Source organism: Gillisella taibaishanensis (genome assembly GCF_001938985.1).
Classification (GTDB): Bacteria; Pseudomonadota; Alphaproteobacteria; order Rhizobiales; family Rhizobiaceae; genus Allorhizobium; species Allorhizobium taibaishanense.
This window is the reverse complement of the sequence record NZ_MKIN01000023.1, coordinates 189,514-212,574: the sequence shown is the minus strand read 5'-3', so window position 1 is coordinate 212,574 and position 23,061 is coordinate 189,514. Positions and strand designations below refer to the sequence as shown.

General features: G+C 60.0%; 25 protein-coding genes. 14 read left to right on the top strand and 11 right to left on the bottom strand.

Features of this window, described 5'->3' with window-relative positions:
- Window positions 1-2 precede the first annotated feature (2 nt).
- Window positions 3-605, bottom strand: a complete 603-nt coding sequence (locus tag BJF91_RS17830) for a hypothetical protein (RefSeq protein ID WP_075615880.1) — start codon at window positions 603-605, stop codon at window positions 3-5.
- A gap of 92 nt (window positions 606-697) precedes the next feature.
- Here BJF91_RS17830 and BJF91_RS17825 point away from each other — a divergent pair, with 92 nt between their 5' ends.
- The 6 genes from BJF91_RS17825 to BJF91_RS17800 all read left to right on the top strand — a co-directional run bounded on the left by BJF91_RS17825 (window position 698) and on the right by BJF91_RS17800 (window position 6,695).
- Complete coding sequence (locus BJF91_RS17825) at window positions 698-1,696, top strand: MBL fold metallo-hydrolase (protein WP_075615879.1); 999 nt, start codon at window positions 698-700, stop codon at window positions 1,694-1,696.
- Between the two features lie 84 nt (window positions 1,697-1,780).
- Entirely contained in the window at window positions 1,781-2,692 is a 912-nt protein-coding gene (gene dapF, locus BJF91_RS17820) for a diaminopimelate epimerase (RefSeq protein ID WP_075615878.1), read from the top strand.
- A complete protein-coding gene (gene mtaB / locus BJF91_RS17815; protein ID WP_075615877.1) occupies window positions 2,689-3,963 on the top strand; it encodes a tRNA (N(6)-L-threonylcarbamoyladenosine(37)-C(2))-methylthiotransferase MtaB in 1,275 nt (424 codons plus the stop codon). The genes dapF and mtaB overlap by 4 nt, the downstream gene beginning before the upstream one ends.
- Before the next feature lie 21 nt (window positions 3,964-3,984).
- On the top strand, window positions 3,985-5,361 hold the full coding sequence (gene ftsY / locus BJF91_RS17810; RefSeq protein ID WP_075615876.1) for a signal recognition particle-docking protein FtsY: 1,377 nt from the start codon (window positions 3,985-3,987) through the stop codon (window positions 5,359-5,361).
- Between the two features lie 57 nt (window positions 5,362-5,418).
- Window positions 5,419-6,096, top strand: coding sequence for a septation protein A (locus BJF91_RS17805; RefSeq protein WP_075615875.1), 678 nt, complete (start codon window positions 5,419-5,421; stop codon window positions 6,094-6,096).
- An 8-nt stretch (window positions 6,097-6,104) separates the two neighbouring features.
- A complete protein-coding gene (locus BJF91_RS17800; RefSeq protein ID WP_075615874.1) occupies window positions 6,105-6,695 on the top strand; it encodes a DUF2585 domain-containing protein in 591 nt (196 codons plus the stop codon).
- Here the strand turns inward: BJF91_RS17800 and BJF91_RS17795 are convergent.
- The 5 genes from BJF91_RS17795 to ccmA all read right to left on the bottom strand — a co-directional run bounded on the left by BJF91_RS17795 (window position 6,670) and on the right by ccmA (window position 9,664).
- Complete coding sequence (locus BJF91_RS17795; RefSeq protein ID WP_075615873.1) at window positions 6,670-7,308, bottom strand: DsbE family thiol:disulfide interchange protein; 639 nt, start codon at window positions 7,306-7,308, stop codon at window positions 6,670-6,672. The two genes, BJF91_RS17800 and BJF91_RS17795, sit on opposite strands and share 26 nt — an antisense overlap.
- A gap of 2 nt (window positions 7,309-7,310) precedes the next feature.
- Window positions 7,311-7,496, bottom strand: a complete 186-nt coding sequence (ccmD, locus tag BJF91_RS17790) for a heme exporter protein CcmD (RefSeq protein ID WP_075615872.1) — start codon at window positions 7,494-7,496, stop codon at window positions 7,311-7,313.
- The gene (locus BJF91_RS17785; RefSeq protein ID WP_075615871.1) at window positions 7,493-8,275 is read right to left on the bottom strand and encodes a heme ABC transporter permease; all 783 of its coding nucleotides are present in this window, start codon (window positions 8,273-8,275) and stop codon (window positions 7,493-7,495) included. The genes ccmD and BJF91_RS17785 overlap by 4 nt, the downstream gene beginning before the upstream one ends.
- 67 nt (window positions 8,276-8,342) lie before the next feature.
- A complete protein-coding gene (gene ccmB, locus BJF91_RS17780) occupies window positions 8,343-9,002 on the bottom strand; it encodes a heme exporter protein CcmB (protein ID WP_075615870.1) in 660 nt (219 codons plus the stop codon).
- The gene (gene ccmA, locus BJF91_RS17775; RefSeq protein ID WP_083943373.1) at window positions 8,999-9,664 is read right to left on the bottom strand and encodes a heme ABC exporter ATP-binding protein CcmA; all 666 of its coding nucleotides are present in this window, start codon (window positions 9,662-9,664) and stop codon (window positions 8,999-9,001) included. Before ccmA ends, ccmB begins: the two co-directional genes overlap by 4 nt.
- Window positions 9,665-9,914: 250 nt before the next feature.
- Here ccmA and acnA point away from each other — a divergent pair, with 250 nt between their 5' ends.
- Window positions 9,915-12,611 carry an aconitate hydratase AcnA gene (gene acnA, locus BJF91_RS17770; RefSeq protein WP_075616082.1) on the top strand — a complete coding sequence of 899 codons (2,697 nt, stop codon included), beginning with the start codon at window positions 9,915-9,917 and terminating at the stop codon, window positions 12,609-12,611.
- On the opposite strand, the gene BJF91_RS24835 is transcribed toward acnA, so the two are convergent.
- Window positions 12,608-12,787 (bottom strand): hypothetical protein, encoded by a 180-nt coding sequence (locus BJF91_RS24835; RefSeq protein WP_139310757.1) that lies wholly within the window; start codon window positions 12,785-12,787, stop codon window positions 12,608-12,610. The two genes, acnA and BJF91_RS24835, sit on opposite strands and share 4 nt — an antisense overlap.
- Window positions 12,788-13,153: 366 nt before the next feature.
- On the opposite strand from BJF91_RS24835, the gene BJF91_RS17765 reads away from it, so the two are divergent.
- A complete protein-coding gene (locus BJF91_RS17765) occupies window positions 13,154-13,909 on the top strand; it encodes a DUF1223 domain-containing protein (RefSeq protein ID WP_075616081.1) in 756 nt (251 codons plus the stop codon).
- Window positions 13,910-14,408: 499 nt separating this feature from the next.
- On the top strand, window positions 14,409-14,828 hold the full coding sequence (locus BJF91_RS17760) for a DUF2794 domain-containing protein (RefSeq protein WP_075615869.1): 420 nt from the start codon (window positions 14,409-14,411) through the stop codon (window positions 14,826-14,828).
- 36 nt (window positions 14,829-14,864) lie between these two features.
- On the opposite strand, the gene BJF91_RS17755 is transcribed toward BJF91_RS17760, so the two are convergent.
- The 4 genes from BJF91_RS17755 to BJF91_RS17740 all read right to left on the bottom strand — a co-directional run bounded on the left by BJF91_RS17755 (window position 14,865) and on the right by BJF91_RS17740 (window position 19,767).
- Window positions 14,865-15,422 (bottom strand): GNAT family N-acetyltransferase, encoded by a 558-nt coding sequence (locus BJF91_RS17755; protein WP_075616080.1) that lies wholly within the window; start codon window positions 15,420-15,422, stop codon window positions 14,865-14,867.
- 126 nt (window positions 15,423-15,548) lie between these two features.
- A complete protein-coding gene (locus BJF91_RS17750; protein WP_075615868.1) occupies window positions 15,549-16,319 on the bottom strand; it encodes a Bax inhibitor-1/YccA family protein in 771 nt (256 codons plus the stop codon).
- Between the two features lie 188 nt (window positions 16,320-16,507).
- Window positions 16,508-19,054: an ABC transporter permease gene (locus tag BJF91_RS17745; protein WP_075615867.1), complete on the bottom strand. Its 2,547-nt coding sequence runs from the start codon at window positions 19,052-19,054 to the stop codon at window positions 16,508-16,510.
- Window positions 19,051-19,767, bottom strand: a complete 717-nt coding sequence (locus BJF91_RS17740) for an ABC transporter ATP-binding protein (protein ID WP_075615866.1) — start codon at window positions 19,765-19,767, stop codon at window positions 19,051-19,053. The genes BJF91_RS17745 and BJF91_RS17740 overlap by 4 nt, the downstream gene beginning before the upstream one ends.
- Before the next feature lie 279 nt (window positions 19,768-20,046).
- Between BJF91_RS17740 and BJF91_RS17735 the strand changes: the two genes are divergently transcribed.
- The 5 genes from BJF91_RS17735 (at window position 20,047) to BJF91_RS17715 (ending at window position 23,010) form a co-directional block, all read left to right on the top strand.
- Window positions 20,047-20,670: an arylesterase gene (locus BJF91_RS17735; RefSeq protein ID WP_075616079.1), complete on the top strand. Its 624-nt coding sequence runs from the start codon at window positions 20,047-20,049 to the stop codon at window positions 20,668-20,670.
- 66 nt (window positions 20,671-20,736) lie between these two features.
- Window positions 20,737-21,324, top strand: coding sequence for an RNA 2',3'-cyclic phosphodiesterase (gene thpR, locus BJF91_RS17730; protein ID WP_075615865.1), 588 nt, complete (start codon window positions 20,737-20,739; stop codon window positions 21,322-21,324).
- Window positions 21,325-21,417: 93 nt separating this feature from the next.
- The gene (locus BJF91_RS17725; RefSeq protein ID WP_075615864.1) at window positions 21,418-21,720 is read left to right on the top strand and encodes a 4a-hydroxytetrahydrobiopterin dehydratase; all 303 of its coding nucleotides are present in this window, start codon (window positions 21,418-21,420) and stop codon (window positions 21,718-21,720) included.
- An 82-nt stretch (window positions 21,721-21,802) separates the two neighbouring features.
- Window positions 21,803-22,216 (top strand): YkvA family protein, encoded by a 414-nt coding sequence (locus BJF91_RS17720; RefSeq protein ID WP_075616078.1) that lies wholly within the window; start codon window positions 21,803-21,805, stop codon window positions 22,214-22,216.
- Between the two features lie 284 nt (window positions 22,217-22,500).
- A complete protein-coding gene (locus BJF91_RS17715) occupies window positions 22,501-23,010 on the top strand; it encodes an invasion associated locus B family protein (protein WP_075616077.1) in 510 nt (169 codons plus the stop codon).
- Window positions 23,011-23,061: the final 51 nt, after the last annotated feature.

The following is a 23,061-nucleotide window of genomic DNA, read 5'->3' as shown; positions in this document are numbered from 1 at the left end:
GCCTACGGCTTTGCGTAGCGCTTGCTGTACTCGGCTTCGTAAAAAGCCAACCGGTCGTGCAAGTGCATGATGACCTGGGTATCGCCATTATTGGCGTCACCTGTCATCTTTTTCACCCATCGCGTGGCCTCCTGGGAGAATTCGTAGGTGGTGAGTCCATGCTCACGCAGGACAGTTTGCGGATCTATTCCGAATTTGACCGCAGCTTGCAGATGACCCTGCACCCGCGCATAATCTTCAAAACTTGCGAGTTTTTCCGTTGGATGAGGGTCCATGGGTGTCGCTGCAAACCGTCCGCCGTTTGGATTTGCAAAGGCCTCGCCATAAGCTTTGGCGAAAGTGCCGCTCGGGTCGGGCGCCGCTTTCCATTCTTTGGTAAAACCGTCGCCGACCTCCTGAAACTGGGTGTCGGTCACGCCCAATATTCGTTCGACCTCGGCTTTGTCCATATTGTTTGCCATGCGCGCATTGGCTGCGGCCCATTCTTCGAAACTGACGCCGTTGATGGGGGCTGGAAGTGACTGGGCGGATGTTGGTAGTGTCAAACCGATAACGATTGGGCTTGCCAAGACCGCGACTTTGAAAAATGATTTTATGAACATCATTCATAAACCTGTTTGCGAAAATCGATGGTCTGTTCATATCTAGGGAGCAGTGACTTCAAGGAAAGACGTCGATAAAAACGACCGAAGGCAAAATGGCAAAAAGAAATTCATATTATCGCGGTCCGGTGACCGATCATTTCGACGGTACCCATTTTTTCAACCCTGGCGGCATTCTGCCTTTCGGTTTTGCCTCCGTCCTGCGTTGGCAGATGAACGGCAACCGTTCCCGCTGGCCCCGGCATGTTGATTTGCCACAAGGCAAGGCAAAACCTGCGGACCGCGTGACGGGCAAGGATCTGAGGGTGACCATGGTTGGCCATGCGTCGCTGCTGATACAGGTCGCCGGCGTCAATATCCTGACGGACCCCGTCTGGTCGAAGCGTGTCAGCCCGGTTTCCTTTGCCGGGCCGAAGCGTGTGATCGAGCCGGGTATCGCGTTCGAGGATCTTCCGCCCATCGATGTGGTTCTGGTCACCCACAATCATTACGACCATCTCGATGTCCGGACGCTGCGGCGCTTGCAGCATGCTTTTGCGCCGAGGTTCGTCACACCGCTTGGCAACGATACGATCATTCGTCGGGCCGTACCTTTGGCGCATGTCAGCGTGCTCGACTGGCACGGGCATCTGGCGGTCGCAGAGGGTGTCCGGGTGACCGCCACGCCGTGTCATCATTGGTCGGCGCGCGGCGGGCGCGACCGGCGCATGGCGCTGTGGGCGGCCTTTGTGATCGAGACCCCAGCCGGACGCATCTACCATGTCGGCGATACGGGCTTTCATGATGGCATCAACTACCGCAAGGCGGCGGAGACATTCGGGGATTTCCGGCTGGCGATCCTGCCGATCGGCGCCTATGAACCGCGCTGGTTCATGCGCGGTCAGCATCAGAATCCGCAGGAAGCGGTCGAAGGGTTCAAGCTGTGCAAGGCAGCCTTTGCCGTCGGGCATCACTTTGCCACGTTCCAGTTGACCGACGAGCCGATGCTGGAACCCCTGGAGCATCTGGGGCTGGCGCTTGATGCCGCCGGTATCGAGAGGCAGCGCTTCAGGCCACTTCGGGCTGGCGAGGTTTTCGACGTGCCGCCACTGTGATAGGGTGCACCCTGGGTTACAAAGACTGGCATTCTGAGTGAAGTTCCGCCATATAGCGCTTCACAACGGCAGGAACGAGGCGCAATGGATAATCGGGTCGAATTCGCGAAGATGAACGGGCTTGGTAACAAGATCCTGGTCGTCGACATGCGCGGCCGCTCCGACCGGGTGACCCCGCAGGCGGCAATCGCGCTGGCCAGAGACCCCCAGACCAGCTTCGACCAGATCATGGCGATCCACGATCCGAAGGTCGCAGGCACCTTCGCCTATATCGACATCATCAATTGCGATGGCACGCTGGCTCAGGCTTGCGGCAACGGCACGCGCTGCGTCGTGCAGGCGCTCTCGGTCGAGACCGGTCAAAAAGCTTTCACCTTCCAGACGCTGGCTGGCATCCTGAACGCTGTCGAGCATGAGGACGGCTCGATTTCCGTCGACATGGGCGCGCCGGTCTTCGACTGGAAGCTGATCCCGCTATCGGAAGAGTTCCACGACACCAGCCGGATCGAATTGCAGATCGGGCCGATCGATGCGCCGGTGCTGCATTCGCCCGCGGTCATGTCGATGGGTAATCCGCACGCCGTCTTCTGGGTGGACCGCGATCCGATGTCCTTCGATCTGGAGCGCTTCGGCCCGCTTCTGGAAAACCATCCGCTGTTTCCGCAAAAGGCCAATATCACGCTGGCTCAGGTGACGTCCAAGACGTCGATGGTCACCCGCACCTGGGAGCGTGGCGCCGGCCTGACGCTGGCCTGTGGTTCTGCCGCCTGTGCGGCTGGCGTCTCGGCTGTCAGGACCGGGCGAACGGAGCGCAAGGTAACGATTACCGTCGCCTCCAGCCCCAACCGTCAGACCCTTGATATCGAGTGGCGCGAGCGTGACGGCCATGTGATCATGACCGGAGCTGCCGAGTGGGAATGGGCCGGGCGGCTCGATCCTGCAACAGGCGCCTGGGAACGTGATGCTTTGAACGACAACGAGGCCTCTGTCTCGTGAGCGGCGTTGACGTCATCACCTTCGGCTGTCGCCTCAACACCTACGAATCCGAAGTGATGAAGGCCGAGGCCCTAAAAGCAGGTCTTGATCACGCCATCCTGGTCAATACCTGTGCAGTGACCGGTGAGGCGGTGCGCCAGGCGCGCCAGGCCATCCGTCGAGCTCGCCGGGAGAACCCTCAAGCCCGGATCGTGGTGACCGGCTGCGCCGCCCAGACCGATGCGGCCAGCTTTGCCGCCATGCCGGAAGTGGATCTGGTGCTGGGCAACGAGGAAAAACTCAAGGCCGAGAGTTATCAGGCACTGCCGGACTTCGGCGTGGCCGCAAGCGAAAAACTGCGCGTCAACGATATCATGAGCGTGACCGAGACCGCGCCGCACATGGTCAGTCATATCGACGGTCATGTGCGTGGTTTTCTGCAGGTGCAGAACGGCTGCGACCATCGCTGCACCTTCTGCATTATCCCCTATGGCCGAGGCAATTCGCGCTCGGTGCCGATGGGCGCGGTGGTGGAGCAGGCGCGCAGGCTTGTCGAAAACGGCTACCGCGAAGTGGTGCTGACCGGTGTGGATGCGACCAGCTACGGTGCCGACCTGCCGGGCCAGCCCAGCCTTGGCCTGCTGGCAAAGACACTGCTGAAACAGGTGCCAGAGATCCTGCGGCTGCGGCTGTCGTCGATCGACAGTATCGAGGTCGACCGGCATCTGCTCGACCTGATCGCTGACGAGCCGCGCTTCATGCCGCATCTGCATCTGTCATTGCAGCATGGTGACGATCTGATCTTGAAGCGAATGAAGCGCCGCCATTCACGCGCTGATGCCCTTGCCTTTGCCGCAGAGGTGCGCCGGCTCCGGCCGGACTTCAGCTTTGGGGCTGACATGATTGCCGGATTCCCAACGGAAACCGAGGAGATGGCCGAGAATTCCGCCCGGCTGGCACAGGAGATCGGCATTGCGCATCTGCATGTCTTTCCCTACAGCCCGCGACCGGGCACACCGGCGGCGCGCATGCCTCAACTCGATCGGGGCCTGGTCAAGGCACGGGCGGCGAGCCTTCGCGCGGTTGCCGAACGGCTGCATCATGCCCATCTTGAGTGCAGGGTCGGTTCAAGGCAGCGGCTGCTGGTCGAGCGAAACGAGATGGCACATACCGAGGATTTCACCCTGGTCGCCACACCCGGTCATCCGCCGGGCGCCCTTGTCGAGGTGGTGATCGGTGGTCACAATGGGCGCAACCTGATCATGGAAGCGGCAGCATCTGCTGCGGCCTGATATTGAAAAGTAAAGAACATCATGGCGCTTGGATTCATCAAAAAAGTCTTCACCTTCGGCAAGGAGAAGCCGGCTGCTGACGAGGCCCAGCCTCAGGCCGATGCTGTCCTATCGCCCGAGGAGCAGGCCGCGATCGCCGCCGAGACCGAGCCGCATGCGCGGGTCGAGGATCTGCCTGTCGCCGACGATCCTGTTTTGGCCGAGGAGATGGAGACTGCCGGTGGCCCTGCCGATGATGTGCCGGCTCATGAAACTATCGACGACGAAGAGGACCTGACGGCAGAGGATTTGAGCCTCGTGCCGCTATCGCTGCTGGAGGCCGAGGAAGAGGCGCAAGAGGAAGAGACCGACCTGCCGCCATCCTTCGACGCGCTTCTTGAGGAGGCGGAAGAGGCTGCGCCCGGATCGGAAGTTGCGCTGCCCAAGGGGTTCTCGACGGCGGTTTTCGTCGAACCTGAGCCTGAAGCACCTGAGGAAAAGCAGAGCTGGTTCCAGCGGCTGAAGGCCGGGCTGTTTCGCACCTCCTCGCAACTGACCGGCCAGATCGCCGCGCTGTTTACCAAGCGCAAGCTCGACGAGCAGACGCTTGAGGAGTTGGAAGACCTGCTGATCCAGGCCGATCTCGGTGTGGAAACCGCAATGCGGGTCACCGGTACGCTGTCATCAGAACGCTATGGCAAGGACGTGACCGGCGAGGATGTGACCCGGATCATGGCGGCCGAAATCGTTAAGGTGCTGAAGCCGGTGGCAAAGCCGCTGGCGCTCGACCTCAATCACAAGCCGCATGTCATCCTGGTCGTCGGCGTCAATGGCACCGGCAAGACCACGACGATCGGCAAGCTGGCCGCCAAGCTCTCTGGCTCCGGCCTGAAGGTGATGCTGGCGGCGGGCGATACGTTCCGCGCTGCCGCCATCGAGCAGCTGAAGATCTGGGCCGACAGGACCGGCTCGACCTTTATCGGCACCAAGCTCGGCGCGGATGCGGCGGGGCTTGCCTATGACGCCTTCGAAAAGGCGCGGGCCGAGAAGTCCGACGTGCTGATCATCGATACCGCTGGCCGGTTGCAGAACAAGACCGAGTTGATGGCCGAGCTGGAAAAGATCGTGCGCGTGCTGTCGAAGCTCGATCCGGATGCGCCGCACACGGTTTTGCAGACGCTGGACGCTACCACCGGCCAGAATGCCATGAACCAGGTCGAGATCTTCCGCAATGTGGCTGGCGTGAACGGGTTGATCATGACCAAGCTGGATGGCACGGCACGAGGCGGCATTCTTGTCGCCATCGCCGCCAAGCATAAGCTGCCGGTCTATTTCATCGGTGTTGGCGAAGGGGTGGATGATCTCGAACCCTTCGAGGCCGAGGATTTCGCCCGTGCCATTGCCGGTTTCGGCCCGTAATTCGACGCAATTGCCCCGTAGACGCCCCTTTCTCCCAATTCAGCAGAGCAGGACACCATGACCGTTGGAAATGCAGGCCGGGATGTGAGCGCCCCAGATGCAAGCGCCCCAGATGCAAGCGCAAAGGAACAGCATCATCCCATGCTGAAACTGGCGCTGGAACTCGGTCCCTTGTTGGTGTTCTTCTTCGGCAATCTCAGGGGAGAGTGGCTGGCGTCGCATTTTCCGGCGCTGACCGCCGTGGGCGGTCCACTGTTTATTGCCACGGCGCTGTTTATGGCCGCCACCGTGCTGTCGCTGATCATTTCGAAAATTGTGTTCAAGCACTTGCCGATCATGCCCTTCGTGTCCGGCGTCGTGGTGCTGGTGTTTGGATCGCTGTCGATCTGGCTGCAGGACGACACATTCATCAAGATGAAGCCGACCATCGTCAACGCCCTGTTCGGCGTCGTGCTGCTCGGTGGGCTTGCGTTCGGAAAGTCGTTGCTCGGCTATGTTTTCAACGCGGCCTTCCAGCTGGATGACGAGGGCTGGCGCAAGCTCACGCTCCGCTGGGGTGTGTTCTTCCTGTTTCTGGCGGTTCTGAACGAGGCGGTCTGGCGCAATTTCTCCAACGATGTCTGGGTGAATTTCAAGGTTTGGGGCACGATGCCTATCACCATCCTCTTCACTCTGGCGCAGATGCCGCTGATCATGAAACACTCGCTCGACAAGGGCGAAGAGGCGGGCAAGTGAACGGCCAAATGGACGCTTCGGCGGGCTCGCCGAAAACCCATCACGCGGCCTCATTCTGGCTTGCAGTTCCCGTTATCATTCTCATCGTGCAGGTCCTGGCCGAGCACTTCATGGGCAGGATCTGGATCTGCTCCTGCGGCTACGTGAAACTGTTCGAGCCGGGCGTAAATACGCCGGGCAACTCCCAGCACCTTGCCGACTGGTACACGCCCTCGCATATCATCCACGGCTTCCTGTTTTATGGCCTGGGTTGGCTGGTCCTGCGGGGTGGCTCTTTCGCCCAGCGGCTGACGCTTGCGACCCTGATAGAAAGCGCTTGGGAACTGCTGGAAAATTCGCCTCTTATCATCGACCGCTATCGGTCGACCACCATGGCCGTGGGCTATGAGGGCGATAGCATCCTGAATTCCGGCATGGATACGGTGTTCATGATGCTGGGCTTCCTGTTTGCTGCCCGCGTGCCGATCTGGCTGACAATTGCCATCGCAGTGGGTTTCGAACTGCTGACCGGCTTCCTGATCCGCGACAACCTCACTTTGAACGTGCTGATGCTGGTCTGGCCGGTTGATGCGATCAAGGCTTGGCAGGCGGCACTATAGGGTCTTTGACGGCCAGCGTCTTCTGGATTGCCGGATAAAGTCCTTGCTCGATCGACTGGGCGTCGAAGGGGCCGACCCTTTTATAGACGATCGTGCCGTCGGGCGCGACGAGATAGCTTTCGGGGATACCATAGACGCCCCAGTCGATGGCAGCCTTGCCGTTGGGATCGATGCCGATGGCCTTGTAGGGGTTGCCGAGTTCGCCGAGGAAGCGCAGAGCGTTATCGCTCTTGTCCTTGTAATTGATGGCGACGATCTGGATGCGCGGATCATTGCTCAGCTGCTTTAGCAGCGGATGCTCGTCTCGGCAGGGCACGCACCAGGAGGCAAAGACATTGACCAGCGTCAGCTTTCCAGCAATGGCGGATGAGGTCAGTGCCGGCAGATTGGCGCCCTCGAGCGGCGGTAGGTCGAGGGTCGGTGCCTTGGTGCCAATCAGCGCCGAGGGTATGTCGCTGACATTTTTGCCATTGACGTCCTGGTCATAGAGCATTTTCCCGGCGGTACCGGCAATCAACGCGAAGACCGCGAGCGGCAGCGCCGCAAGCAGGTAGCGCGACAGACCACGCTTGCTGGTGGTTTCGCCGGTGGTTGAACTTGCCTCGTCGTGCATGGTCAGACCTGTTCCGCCGAAGAGTGGGGCCCTGTGGTTGCTGCGGACCGGCGGCGGATGCCGGCGGCATCCAGCGCCTTCAACTCTTTCAGCCGGGCGCGACCGTCGAGCCAGATCCACAGGATGAGACAGAGAATGGCGGTGGCCGTCAGCCCGTAGGCGGTGCCGATGTAGAAGGCGTATTTCATGATGCGCTATCCTGGGAGGCGATGCGGGCGGCCAGCCGGCGCTGGGCCATGATCCGCCGGCGCCAGATTTCGTTGCGCATCGCCATCAGATGCAGCGTGAAAAATAGCAGCGTGAAGGCGATTGCCATGATCAGCAACGGCCGCAGAAACTCGGGATCGACGCTCGGGCCGCCGAGCTTCATGATGCTGGCCGGCTGATGCAGCGTGTTCCACCATTCTACCGAGAACTTGATGATCGGGATGTTAACGAAGCCGACCAGGATCAGCACGGCGCTGATCCGTGCCGATTTCGAGGGGTCGTCCATGGCGCGGTTCAGCGCGATCAGGCCGAGATACATCAGGAACAGGATGAAGACCGAGGTCAGGCGCGCATCGCCCCAGGCCCACCATGTGCCCCACATCGGCCTGCCCCAGAGAGAGCCGGTGACCAGCGCGATAAAGGTGAAAGCAGCCCCCAGCGGTGCTGCGGCGCGGTGGCTGACATCGGCCAGAGGATGGCGCCAGACCAGTGTGCCGATCGCGGAAATCGCCATCACCGAATAGCACATCATCGCCAGCCAGGCGGCGGGCACATGGATATACATGATCCGCACCGTATCGCCCTGCTGATAGTCGCCTTCGGTTGTGAAGCTGAGAGTGAGGCCGGCGGCAAACAGCAAGGCTGTAAGAATGGCCATCCATGGCAAGACACGCGCCACCAGCTCCAGGAACCGGGTCGGATTGGCAAGCGCGTTCAGGCGGGCGCCGATTTTGGTTGGGGCGAGGCGGGTTTCGGTCATGCTGCTTTCTATCCGGAGGAATGGGTTGCTGCAATTGATCGCGATCAATTGCAGGCTGTCAATATGATCAGTCCGCCATGTTTCTCAGCGCCAGCGCCGCAGCACTCGGTCCGATGACCGCGAAGAACAGCGTCAGCGCGCTCAGGAACAGAAAGGGAGGAAGGAAAGGCGCCGGATCCTCCACTGCGGCATAGGAAGCGCTGACACCGAAAATCAGCACGGGAATGGCAAGCGGCAGCACCAGGATCGACACCAGCAGCCCGCCCCGCGGCAGGGCCACGGCCACGGCAGCACCGGCAGCGCCTATGAAGGTGAGGGCCGGCGAGCCGACCAGCAGTGTCAGCATCACGGCGCCGATCGCGGTCTCGCTCATATTCATGAACAGGCCGAGCAAGGGCGAGGCGATGACCAGCGGCAGGCAGGTGGCCACCCAATGGGCAAGGCATTTGATGAAGACGGTGACGACAAGCGGGGTTTCCTGCATTAGCAGCAGATCGAGCGATCCATCGTCGCGGTCTGCCTGAAACAGCCGGTCGAGCCCGAGCAGGGCCGACAGCAGCGCCCCGATCCATACGATGGCCGGGCCAATGCGCGATAAAAGGTTCATGTCAGGCCCGACGCCGAACGGAATGACCGCCACCACTGTCAGAAAGAACAGCACGCCGATCAGGGCGCCGCCGCCCGCCCGGACGGACAACTTTATATCGCGCAGGAAGAGAGCGATCACGCAGCGTCCTCCATGTCGCGGTAATCGAAGCCCTTCATCTCGAGCATCTGCGGATTGTTGAGTCCCAGTGGCTGATGGGTGGCGGCGATGACCATGCCTCCCCCCGTCAGATGGTCGCGGACAAGGCCGGAAAACATCGCATCCGCCTTGATATCCAGAGCCGCTGTCGGCTCGTCGAGAAGCCAGACTGGACGATGGGCAACGAGCAGCCTTGCCATGGCGAAGCGTCGCTGCTGTCCGGCTGAGAGATAGCCATAGGGCAGGTGGGTAATGCCGGCGAGGCCAACGCGTTCTGCGGCATCCTCGATGTCGAGGCTTGTCCCCTGATCGGCATCGCCCAGGAAGTCTTTCCAGAAGCTGAGATTTTCTGTCACGGTCAGCTCCGCCTTCATGCCGTTGCGGTGGCCGAGATAGTGGCTGACCTCGCGCACCGGTCGTGGTTCGGCTCCGGGTGATTCGTAAGCGACCGTGCCATGGTCGGGCCGGATGAAGCCGGCGACGACGCGGAGCAGGGTCGATTTGCCCGAGCCATTGCGGCCGGTCAGCACCAGTGCCTCGCCGCCCGAAAGCGTGAAGGAGACGCCTCTAAACAGCAGATCCTCGCCGCGTCTCGCTGCCAGATTCAGGGCATTTAGCCGGGTGATTTCCCCTTTGTTTAGCAAAGCTTACTGCCTTTAAAAATTTGTGCCGTTTGGCCTTCTACACTCTGGAACAGTTCTTGGAAATTCTCTATAAGACCTGCAACCACGCCAGCGACCGGCGTGTCCATCATCCTAGCGCCGAACTTGAATGTTGCATCTGCGATTTTCACGGGCGGACAGCGGAAATGGTCGCACCCGCATCCTGATGTGCATGTAGTGCATAGGCGTCCGCACGTATGTGTTGGCTATCAGTATCAGCGGGGTTTATTCCGTGTCCAAATCGCTCGACAGTTTCAATTGCCGGTCGACGCTCACCGTCGATGGCAAGGACTATGTCTATTACAGCATCCCGAAAGCCGAGGCCAATGGCCTGGCCGGTGTGTCGAAGCTGCCCTATTCCATGAAGGTGCTGCTTGAAAATCTGTTGCGCAACGAAGATGGCCGTTCGGTCACCAAGGCCGACATCCAGGCCGTTGCTTCCTGGCTCACCAACAAGGGTCTGACGGAAGCTGAAATCGCTTATCGCCCCGCCCGCGTGCTGATGCAGGACTTCACCGGCGTTCCCGCCGTCGTCGACCTGGCCGCCATGCGTGACGGCCTCAAGGCTCTCGGCGGCGATCCGGAAAAGATCAACCCGCTGGTTCCAGTCGATCTGGTTATCGACCACTCGGTCATCGTCGACGAATTCGGTACGCCGCAGGCGTTCGCCCGCAACGTTGAGCTGGAATATCAGCGCAATGGCGAGCGTTACCGCTTCCTGAAGTGGGGTCAGCAGGCGTTCAAGAACTTCCGCGTTGTTCCTCCGGGCACCGGCATCTGTCACCAGGTGAATTTCGAATATCTTGGCCAGACTGTCTGGACCAAGGAAGAAGACGGCGAAACGACCGCCTATCCCGACACCTGCGTCGGCACAGACAGCCACACCACCATGATCAACGGCCTTGGCGTTCTCGGCTGGGGCGTGGGCGGTATCGAAGCCGAAGCTGCCATGCTTGGCCAGCCGGTCTCCATGCTGCTGCCTGAAGTCATCGGCTTCAAGCTGACCGGCACGCTCAAGGAAGGCGTCACCGCGACCGACCTCGTTCTGACCGTCGTGCAGATGCTGCGCAAGAAGGGCGTCGTTTCGAAGTTCGTCGAATTCTTCGGCCCCGGCCTCGACACGCTGCCGGTTGCAGACCGCGCCACCATCGGCAACATGGGTCCCGAATACGGCGCCACCTGCGGCTTCTTCCCCGTAGACAGCGCCACCGTTGGCTATCTCAACATGTCCGGCCGTGCCAAGGACCGCATCGCGCTGGTCGAAGCCTATTCCAAGGCGCAGGGCATGTGGCGCGACAATGACGGTTCGCAGCTCGTCTTCACCGACACGCTGGAACTCGATTTGAACGATGTCGTGCCGTCGATGGCCGGCCCCAAGCGTCCGGAAGGCCGCCTGCCGCTCGAAACCATCGCACCGAACTTCGCAACCGCGCTGGAAGCCGATTATAAGAAGCCAGGCCAGATCGACACGCGTTATGCGGTCGAAGGCGAAGGCTTCGACCTCGGCCACGGCGATGTCTGCATTGCCGCCATCACCTCCTGCACCAACACCTCGAACCCGAGCGTGCTGATTGCAGCCGGCCTTCTCGCCCGCAACGCCGTTGCCAAGGGCCTGAAGTCCAAGCCATGGGTCAAGACCTCGCTTGCTCCAGGAAGCCAGGTTGTGGGCGAATACCTTGAAAAGTCCGGCCTGCAGAAGGAACTGGACGCTCTGGGCTTCAACCTGGTCGGCTTCGGCTGCACCACCTGCATCGGCAATTCTGGCCCGCTGCCGGCGCCGATCTCCAAGACCATCAACGACAAGGGTCTGATCACGGCTGGCGTTCTCTCCGGCAACCGTAACTTCGAAGGCCGCATCTCGCCGGACGTTCAGGCCAACTACCTGGCTTCCCCGCCGCTCGTCGTCGCCTACGCGCTCGCCGGTACGGTCCAGAAGGACCTGACCACCGAGCCGCTCGGTGAGGACAAGGACGGCACCCCCGTCTTCCTCAAGGACATCTGGCCGAGTTCTGCCGAAGTGCAGGAATTCATCCAGAAATACGTCACCCGCGAGCTGTTCGAATCCCGCTATGCGGACGTGTTCAAGGGCGACGAGAACTGGCAGGCCGTGCAGGTTCCGGAAGGGCAGACCTATGCCTGGGACGACAAGTCCACCTACGTCCAGAACCCGCCCTATTTCGTCGGCATGCCGAAGCAGGCTCGTAGGGGCGTCGAAAACATCGTCAACGCTCGCGTTCTCGGTCTCTTCGGCGACAAGATCACCACCGACCACATTTCTCCGGCCGGTTCGATCAAGGCGCAGTCTCCGGCTGGCGCTTACCTGATGGGCAATGGCGTGGCCGTGACCGACTTCAACCAGTACGGCACCCGCCGTGGCAACCATGAAGTCATGATGCGTGGCACTTTCGCCAATATCCGCATCCGCAACCACATGCTCGGCCCGAACGGCAAGGAAGGTGGCTACACCATCCACTATCCGTCCAAGGAAGAGATGTCGATCTACGACGCTGCCATGAAGTACAAGGCAGAAGGCGTTCCGCTGGTCATCTTCGCGGGCGTGGAATACGGCAACGGTTCTTCGCGTGACTGGGCTGCCAAGGGCACCAACCTGCTCGGCGTACGCGCTGTCGTCGCTCAGTCCTTCGAGCGTATTCACCGCTCGAACCTGGTCGGCATGGGCGTTGTTCCCTTCGTCTTCGAAGAAGGTACCACCTGGGCCTCGCTCAACCTCAAGGGCGATGAACTGGTGACGATCGAAGGCCTCGATGGCGAAATCAAGCCGCGCGAGAAGAAGATTGCCAAGATCACTTATAGCGACGGTTCCGTGAAGGAAGTGCCGCTGGTCTGCCGTATCGATACGCTTGACGAAGTCACCTACGTCAACAACGGCGGCATCCTGCAGACGGTTCTGCGCGATCTGGCTGCTTAAGATAACGAGCCTGTGATATGAGAGCGTTTCAGAGTTTTACTAAAAGCACTGAAACGCTCTAACAGGCTGTTTTGCGCCCTTCCGGGCAGGGAACCTGTTCCCATTTCCCCTGGATATGCTTTATGGAAGCCGCTGGCAGCATTGCCGGCGGCTTTTGCATGCTGATTTCGCTTCATGGTTGCTCTCACCCCAACGTGACTTGGTGTTGAAGCCTCTCCTGTTTATCTTAAATACCGATGACAGGATTGACGGCGGCGAATTTGCCGTGGCCAGAGTGCTTAAGGCAAGGTTCATCTAGCCGAATTTACACTGCCCGTTAGCCTAGTTCATCAATGCAAGCATGCTAGACTTGGCGGCGCCGGTGCATGGTGTGCCTCTGGTGCGCAAAAGAAACTGGGACTGGGGGTGGCCTGCCATTGCAGATCGCTTAAAGGCAGGCTCGAAGGATTGATATTGGGGCAGAACCGATGATTTCGATGAAAGATGCAGCTTTCCAAAGTGGACGTCCTAGCACCGGCTGGGCAAAAGCCTTGGTTGGTGGCATGACTTTCGGTTTGCTTGTGTGCTTTTCGAGCATCGTTCAGGCGGACGAGGTCAGGCCGCCGAGAGGTGTCGTCGAACTCTTCACCTCCCAGGGCTGTCAGTCCTGCCCGCCTGCTGACAAGGCTTTCGAGAGGCTGGCAAAGCAGCCTGACGTGATCGCGCTTGCCTATCATGTCGACTACTGGAACTACCGCGGTTGGACCGATACGCTCGGTTCGCCCGGCAATACTGCCCGTCAATATGCCTATGCGCGCAGCTTCGGCCGCAGCGGGGTGTATACGCCGCAAGCGGTCATCAACGGTTCGATGCAGATGAAGGGGACGGATGCCGAGGCACTGTCTGGTAAGCTGGATTCGCTGAAGGCCAGCGGTAATGGATTGTCGGTAAAGGTGACCGCCGCGATCCAGGGGGACGAACTTTCCGTTGGCATCGGCAATGGACAGGGTCGTGCCGACGTGGTCATCGTCTATTTCAAGCGCCGCAAGGATGTCGACGTGCTGAAGGGCGAGAACAAGGGTCAGCGCATGACCTATTGGAACAGCGTCAGTGACATCCAATCGGTCGGCATGTGGAATGGTAGTGATCTCAAGCTGACCGTACCGTCCAAGGTGTTACGCAACAATGGCTGTGACGGCTTTGCCGTGCTGTTGCAATCGTCTACGCAAAATGGTGAACCTGGGCGCATTATCGGCGCGGCACTGGTCATGACGCCGCCAGCGACCAATGAAACGGCCCTGAAAAACGTCGATCCCTGATCGAGTCCCTTTCTGAGAGCGAAACGAGTTAATCGACCCGCCTTCACGATGAAGAGGGACCGAACTTCCATTGCTGCTCAGAGAAAAAATGGCTTCAGCGGGTCCGGCCGGGAACATTGGGGGGCTGGGGGTAAGGGGTCAATGCGCCAGACCGGACCCTTGACGCTGACGCGTCAACTGAAGACGGTGCAATCTCTTCTGTAAATGGGGCGCTGGTTTGACCGAAATACGGCGAAGCAAAAAAACCTTCTAAAACGATACAGTCCAGAAATGACGCAGTGCCGGATTGATGCATGTTTCGGTTGTGTTCTCACTGACGGTGTGGCGTGTTAAGGCCGCAAGTATTTGCGAATGCTTGTAAATCAGGCTTCAGAAACAATGCTCTAAGCCGTTGTTGGTCATGCCTCTCTTGGGCGCGGGCGCAAACCGGCCCCTTGCAATTTGGTGTGTGTCAGGCAAACTGTCACCGGCTTGTCATGAACAGCACGAAGGAGCCCCTATGACCGATCAGCCGGATTTGCCGCATGACGGTGCGCCCGCCAGCTCGGACAATAGCTCAAGGTCAGGCACCAGAGCCGCGACCGTGATCGAGCTCAAGGATTACCGGCAAAGCCCTGATCCGCTGCCCGTCACTTTTCACCGCCGGGAACTCGATGCCATCCTCTGGGTTTATGGTCGCATGGTCGGGGAAGGAGAATGGCGCGATTACGCGCTTGACCACCTCAAGGACAAGGCGGTGTTCTCCGTCTTCAAACGCTCTGGCGAATTGCCGCTCTACCGGATCGAGAAGAACCCGAAGCTGGCTGCAAAGCAGGGTGCCTTTTCGGTGGTCAACACCCAAGGCACGATCCTGAAGCGTGGTCATGACCTGAAGCAAGTGCTCAAGGTGTTCGACAAGGTGTTGAAGCTGGTCGAATAGTCTGCGTTTAACGGCTGTCCGGGGTGTCTGGATTTGTCAGCCTTTGAAGAGGCTGCCCGGATAGGCCTTTTCATCGGGGATGCTGGTATTGCCGTCCCCGAGCGCTCGCTGCATGAAGACAGTGTCGAGCCAGCCGCCGTGCTTGAAGCCTGAGCCTGTTATGCCGCCGGCATGGGTGAAGCCCAGGCTCCCATGGACGCCGATCGATGCCGGGCTTGCGCCGCCGATCACCGCAATCATCTGCCGGAAGCCCAAGGCGGTGCATTGCTCGATCAGGCTCGCCAGCAGTGCCTTGCCGACACCCTTGCCTTGAGCGGCTGGCGAAAGATAGATCGAATCCTCGACTAGCCAGCGATAGGCGGGCCTTGCGCGGAAAGCCGAGCCATAGGCGTAGCCGATAAGGCTGCCGTCTTTATCTTCAGCGATCAGATAAGGGTAAGATTGCGAGGTGATGGCCTCCATTCTTGCCGCCATTTCCGCCTCGTCGGGTGCTGCGATTTCATAGCTTGCTGTGCCCGTCAAGACCGAGTGTCTGTAGATTGCTGTTACGGCAAGAATGTCGGCCAGGGTGGCGGCGCGGATCGTGATTGTCATGGGATATGCAGCGCGTTCGAGGATGGTGCGCGCGGTCTGCCACAGGCGGTCTGTCACCGCAAGATGTGCCACGAAAAAGGGCGGCCCGAAAGCCGCCCTTTTGAAGGTCTTGTGATACCGCTTCTGTTAGCGACGGTCGCCCATGAAGCGCAGCAGGAACAGGAAGAGGTTGATGAAGTCGAGATAGAGGGTCAGCGCACCAAGGATAGCCTTGCGGCCAGCCGTGTCGTAACCATCCTGCTCGAAATACATTTCCTTGATCTTCTGGGTGTCATAGGCGGTCAGGCCGGCAAACACCAGGACGCCAATGGCCGAGACAGCGAAGGCGAGCGCCGAAGACTGCAGGAAGATATTGACCACCGAGGCAATCAGCAGGCCGATCAGGCCCATGATCAGGAACGAACCCATGGCGCTCAGGCTGCGCTTGGTGGTGTAGCCATACAGTGACAGGGCGCCAAACGAGGCGGCCGTCACGAAGAAGGTCTGCACAACGCTCTGGCCGGTATAGATCAGCAGGATCGAGGAGAGCGACAGGCCGACCAAGCCGGCATAGACCAGGAAGGTCGTGCGGGCTGCCGAAACACTCATCGACTGAATACGGAAGCTCAGGAAGAACACCAGAGCGACAGGCGCCAACATGACAAGCCACTTCAATGGGCTGCCGTAAAGGGCGACGCCAATGTTGGTCAGCATCACGCCATTACCAAACTGACCGACGGCCTGCGATGGATCGGTCGTGGTGGCCAGCAGCGAAATGACAAAGGCGGCAATGCCTGTGATGGCAAGGCCGACACCCATTAGGTTATAGACCGTCAGCATGTAGCTGCGCAGGCCCTGGTCGATCATCTCCGCCGAGCCTAGGCCGCTACGCGCCTGATAATTGCGAAAATCAGACATGGTTTCCTCTCGTATAAGCCCCGGTTGGTTCACGGTGCGGGATCTTGTCCCAAGCGCCGCTGCGGGGCTCCAGCATGCGTGCCAACAATATGGGAGCAAAGGCGCTGAAGGACAAGGCCTTTTCCCTTAAACCTCGGTAATGTGGCTGGCGGGCAGCCAAAGCGGTTAATGGCTGGGCACGGTTCTCATCAAAGTTCACGCAGAACCGGTGCCGCCTTCTGCCCAAGGACGCGCCATGTGCCGGCAAGGCCGATGCCGATGGTGGTGACCAGCGCCAACGCGACCGTCGAGACGGCAACACCAGGCAGGAAACTCGCCGGCAGCTTCATGATCTGGCTGACCACGTACCAGCCGGCGACACTGCCGGCCAGAAGCGCAAAGATCGCGGTGGCGAGCCCCAGCAGCAGATATTCGTAGGTGAAGGCCCGAATCAGCATCGGGCGGGTAGCACCCAGCGTCTTCAGCACCACCGCATCATGGGTGCGACCTCGATTGCCTGCCGCAAGCGCACCGGACAGAACCAGCACGGATGAGATGAGGGCAATGGCGGCTGCAGCGCGGATGGCAACGGCCAATTGCCCGACCAATGCATCGACCATATCGAGCGCGTCCTTCACCCGCACGCTCGTGATCGTCGGAAAGGCCTTGGTGACGGAGCGAAGGATAGCGGCTTCCTGCTGCGGGCTGGCATTGGGCTCGGTCAGGGTGGCGAGCCAAGCATGCGGCGCACCGGCAAAGGCATTGGGCGAGAATACCATGACGAAATTGATCGACAGGGACTGCCAATCGACCTTGCGAAAGTTGGCTATTTTGGCGGTCAGGTTGCGGCCGAGCACATTGACTGTGACGGTATCGCCAATCTTTAGCCCGAGATCGCTGGCTTCCTGGGCGGAAAACGAGACAAGCGGCTCGCCCTTGTAATCCGGCGCCCACCACTGGCCTTCAGTCACCGTCGCATTCTTCGGCACATCCTTGGCATAGGTTATGCCCCGGTCGCCGCGCAGCACCCATCGGCCCTGCGGCGGCACGCTGATTTTGGCGATATCCTGGCCGTTGAGGGCGGTAATGCGGCCGCGCAGCATCGGCACTTCGACGATCTGCCCCTGCGGCGCCTGCTGCTGGACGACCTGGCGGAAGCCGTCGAGTTGGTCGCGCTGGATGTCGACGAAGAAGAAATTCGGCGCCTTTTCCGAAAGTGTTCCGGTGAGGTTGTTGCGCAGATTGCCGTCGATCATCGACAGGGTCACGAGAAGCGCAAGCCCCAGGCCGAGCGACAGGATGACCGATGGCGTCAGCGCGCCGGGCCTATGGATATTGCCGACAGCAAGGCGAAGCGCCGGTGAGGGCAGCCGCGGGCTACGCCGGGCCAGGGCGGCGATGCCGTAGGCGACCAGCCGCAGCACCACGAAGCTCGCGGCCATGGCAATCAGGAAGAAAATCGCCAGTCGACGGTCATAGGCGGTGACGATGGCAAGCCCGGCCAAAGCCGCGATTGCCAGTGCAGCAACCAGCACATAGGGCCAGGAGGGCAGGCGCCGTGTCTCGAAACCCTGCTCGCGAAACAGCGCCGTCGCCGGCACTTCGCGCGCATGGCCGAGAGGCATGACGGAAAAGGCCAGCGTGGTCAGCCCGCCGAACATCAGTGCCAGCAACAGCGACCGCGGATAAATCGCGAAGTCGGCGGGTATCGGCAGGAATTGCGCCAGGTAATAGCTGGCGATCCAAGGTGCTACGGCGCCAATGGCAAGCCCCAGCGCAATGCCGAGGCCGGCAATCATCATGATCTGAAACAGATAGACCATTACGACGACGGAAGCGGGCGCGCCTAGGCATTTCAAAGTGGCAATGACGCTGCGCTTGCTGTCGAGAAAGGCGCGCACGGCATTGGCGACCCCCACACCGCCGACGATCAGGGCGGTAAGACCGACCAGGGTCAGGAACTGCGAAAATCGCGTGATATTGGCAGTCAAATTGGGGGCTGCACGGTCGCTGGTGCGGATCGACCAGCCAGCATCGGGAAACTCCGCCTTTGCCCTGTCCTGGATGATTTTCAAAGACGGAGCGCCGGGTTTCAACTTGATCTTGTAGACCTGCTCTACCAAGCTGCCTGTCTGGATCAGGCCCGACGCGGCCAGCGCTTCGCCGCTGGTCAGCAGCCGAGGCGCGAAGCCGAACCCTTCGGATACGGCATCTGGCTCTGTCGTGATGGTGCCTGTAATGACGAGCTTGGTTGAGCCTATCAGCAGGCTATCGCCAAGTTTCATGCCCAGCCGGTCCAGCAGCAGCGGTGCTGCGACGGCGCCATAGGCATCGCCCTGCTTTTGCAGCAGGTCTGCCAGCGGCTTGTCGGGTGCGGCAACAAAGCTGCCATAGAGCGGATAGACTATATCGACCGCCTTGACCTCGACCAGTGACTGGTCGGACCCATCGGGCAGGCGGGCCATGGAGCGCAGGCCGGTGGAATGCGAGACGGTACCGAACTCGCTCAAGAAGGCCTTTTCCCGGTCATTAGCCTCTCGATTGGTCAGTTCGAAGCGGAGATCGCCGCCGAGTAGCGACTGGCCTTGGCTGGCGATGGACTTCGTGATCGAGGTCGAGACGGAGTTAACGGCGGCAATCGCTGCCGTGCCCAGCGCAATGCAGGCCAGGAAGATATAAAAGCCCGCCAGCCCGCCGCGCATTTCCCGGGCGCTGAGGCGAAGCGCGGTTTTGAGCCGCATCAGAAATGTGTTCATGCCGGCACGACCTCGCCGGTCTCGGTCAGGCCAGCTGCCTCGTCCGGCTCGATCCGGCCAGAGCGCACCCGAACCTGGCGCGAGCAGCGCGCGGCAAGGGCTGTATCATGGGTAACCAGTACCAGCGTCGTCTTGCGCTCGGCTTGCTTGGCAAACAGGAGATCGGCGATCTGGCGGCCGGTGGCGCCATCGAGATTGCCGGTCGGCTCGTCGGCGATGACAACGGCGGGCGAGGGGGCAAGTGCTCTGGCGATGGCCACCCGCTGCTGTTCGCCGCCGGACAATTGGCCGGGATAGTGGTTGAGCCGTTCTCCGAGGCCGACGGCCTGCAATTCGCGCGTGGCGATGTCGAACGGGTTTTTGATGTTGGCCAGTTCCAGCGGCACGGCGACATTTTCCAGTGCCGTCATATTGGCGATCAGGTGGAAGGACTGGAAGACGATCCCGATATTGCGGCCGCGAAAATCGGCGAGCGCGTCTTCGCTGAGGCCATGCAATGCGGTCCCGTTGATATGGATTTCGCCGCTGTCCAGCCGCTCCAGGCCGGCCAGCACCATCAACAGCGTCGATTTTCCCGACCCTGAGGGACCGACGATACCGATCGATTCGCCCTCGGCGATATCGATATCGATGCCTTTGAGGACATGGACGGAAGCGGCGGCCTTGCCGAGGGTAAGATCGGCTTTTCTGAGCTGAATGACGGTTTGTCTCACGCGCGTTTCGTCCTATATGAGTTTCAAGGCGGCGGTCTCGGCTTTGTCGTCTTGGGTCGTCATGGCCGGTTTTGCGAATTTAGGATAGCCATCATGGGTTTTAAACCTGTCCCCCTTCACTTCGTTGGCATAGTGCTGGCCGGTTTGACGGTCGCAACCGGATTTGCCGGGTCTGGCCATGCCCAGCAGGCTGTTCAGCCGGCGGGACCGGTCGAGGGTGCCGCGCCAGCCCCGGCCGATCCTTCCAAGCCAGGCGACGGTACTAAGGGCGACGATGGCATGACCGATCCGACCATGCAGGACGATACGACAGCCGATGTACCTGTCGCCGAAGCACAGATTCAGCTGATCGGGCTCGGCGACAGCCTGATGGCCGGTTATCAATTGCAGGGCGACGAAGCGCTGCCGAGCCAGCTGGAAAAGGCGCTGCACGATAAGGGCCTGAATGTCAGCATCGGCAATGCCGGTGTTTCCGGCGATACGACCGAAGGCGGTCTGGCTCGGGTCGACTGGTCAGTGCCGGATGGCACCCAGGGCGTCATCCTGGAGCTTGGCGCCAATGATGCGCTGCGCGGCATCGCGCCGGAGGAAACGGAAAAAAATCTATCGGCCATTATCGAGAAGCTGCAGGCCCGCAAGATCGGCGTGCTCCTGGTCGGCATGATCGCGCCGCCGAACATGGGAGCGGACTATGCCCACCGGTTCAATCCGATCTATAAACGCTTGGCCGATAAATATAAAATCCCGCTTTATCCCTTCGTTCTCGATGGTGTCGCCACCGATGCAAACCTGAAACTGGGCGATGGCATGCATCCCAACGCCAAGGGCGTCGGCGTCATGGTCGAGCGCATGCTGCCGAGCGTGCAGAGTTTCGCGAAAGGTCTGGAGGATAAGGTAAATTAACGGGTTGATTACCCTTTGGAAGCATGATTCGATGTTAGCATCTGCAAAAGATTCGGGGAGCTCGCCATGCCGAGATTATTCACTGCCCTCGAAATTCCGCGCAATCTGGCTTTAAGCCTTTCCTTGCTGCGCGGCGGGCTTCCTGGAGCCCGATGGATCGATGTGGAAAATTACCACATCACCTTGCGGTTCATAGGCGATATCGACGGGCGCACCGCCGATGAGATCGTCGACCGGCTGGACCGGATCGACCGGCCTGAATTTCAGCTCAGTCTTAGTGGCATCGGCTCCTTCGGGTCCAAGAAGCCCCATTCCATCTGGGCCGGCGTGACGCCGCATCCGCAGATGACCGCCTTGCAGGGCGAGATCGAGCGGATCTGCCAGCGGGTGGGGCTGCCGCCGGATCCGAGAAAATTCATGCCGCATGTCACGCTGGCGCGGCTGAAGTCTTCGAGACTGGATGACGTCGTACATTACCTTTCAGGGCGCGGTAACTTCCAGACCGCGCCCTTTTTCGTTCCGCGTTTCGTGCTGATGTCTTCCAAGGAATCTGTCGGTGGTGGTCCCTATCTGACGGAAGAGATCTTCCCGCTCTACGAGGAGCGGTCGGATACCGGATTTGCCGCAGTGGCCGAGCATTCTCTCAACGGCTGATCCCGGCATTGCTACCCTAGGAACTTTTTGAGCCGCAGGGGCTTACCTCCTGCGGCAGGCCGGTTTCGGCGCAATCCAGATGGGAAAAAAATCATGCGATACGAGCGACTTGCACCCGAAGCCGTTGCCGGCGCCTTGCGCGAAGTCGATGGATGGAGCTTGAGCGAGGACAAGACTGCCATCACCAAGGAATTTTCCTTCGACGATTTTGCCCAGGCGTTCAGCTTCATGACCGAATGCGCGATCATGGCCGAAAAGATGGGGCATCATCCGGAATGGTCGAATGTCTATCGCCGGGTCGATGTACGGCTCACCACCCATGATGTCGGCGGTTTGACGGGGCATGACTTGAAGCTGGCTGCCGCCATGGATCAGGCTGCCGCGCGGCGGATTTGATCAGGGTCGGTTTGACACGGCCTTTCGCCGTTCCCATATCGAGAGCGAACGAGATAAGAGGCAGGTTATGGCCAAGACGAAGATGGATGACGTGAAGATCGGCGAAATTCTGCTGCCGGGTGATGAGGCCGAGCAGGAGAAGCAGGAGCAGACATTGCGCGCTACGTTCTGGCCGAAGATGAGGAAGGCGATCCGCCACATTCCCTTCAGCCGGGATGTTATCGCCGCCTTCTACTGCGCCACCGATCGGCAGACGCCGCTCCGGGTGCGCGGAATTCTTCTGGCCGCGCTCGGCTATTTCGTTTTGCCCTTCGACGCTATTCCCGACATGTTGGCTTTTGTCGGTTTTACCGACGATATCGCGGTCCTGACCACAGCGCTTGCCATGATCAACGGGCATATTAAGGAGCGGCATTACGATGCCGCCGACTCCGTCCTGGCTGACGATGGCGACCACGCACCCGAGCGCAATCAGGGTGACGCCAAACGCGCCTGATAGCGACAATTTCACTGTGCGATCGGCTCATCTTCCGGAAGGTCCAAATCCTGCCTGATTCCTTGTGTTCTTCGAAAGGGCCGGTTGATCTGCCGGTGCGTTCAATCTGTCCTATTTTCGGAAAAGTCCTGGCTTGAGGCGTCGATTTCTCGGCTAAATGCTGTGCATTTTGCGCCTTGTTGACGGTTTGGTAACCAAAATTAAGTCAAATTGAATGCGGTTTCGAGGCTGGGCATGAGGCCAAAACGGCGCTTATGTTCGACGGTAAAAGCGGCAGGAAGAAAATGTTTGTAAAAAGAATCGCAACCGCAGTCGCAATGATGCTGGCCTTCACGGGGGTGGCGGCGGCGCAATCGCCGAGCCCGACGCGGATCGAGCAGTTCAAGGCCTGGGGTGCTTACTCCTACAAATCAGGCAATAACACGGTCTGCTATGTGTTGTCCGTGCCGACCAGCAAGGAACCGCCGTCTGTCAATCACGGCGATATCTTCTTCATCGTCTCGCAGCGCCCCGGCCAGAACATCTCCTACGAGCCGCAGGCGATGATGGGCTATACGCTGAAGACCGGCTCCAAGGTGACGGTCAAGATCGATGCCAAGAGCTTCACCATGTTCACCAAGGACAGCGCTGCCTGGGTGGAGAACGCTGCGGAAGAGCCTGCTCTCGTTGCCGCGATGAAAACCGGTAAGAGCATGAGCGTCCAGGCCGTCTCCGGCCGCGGCACGCCAACCAATTACGCCTATTCCCTGCAGGGCATTTCGGATGCGTTGAAGCGTATCGAGAAGTGCAAGTAACATCTGCTACTTGCTGCGATGAAGGCCGGGTTTCCCGGCCTTTTTGCGTTT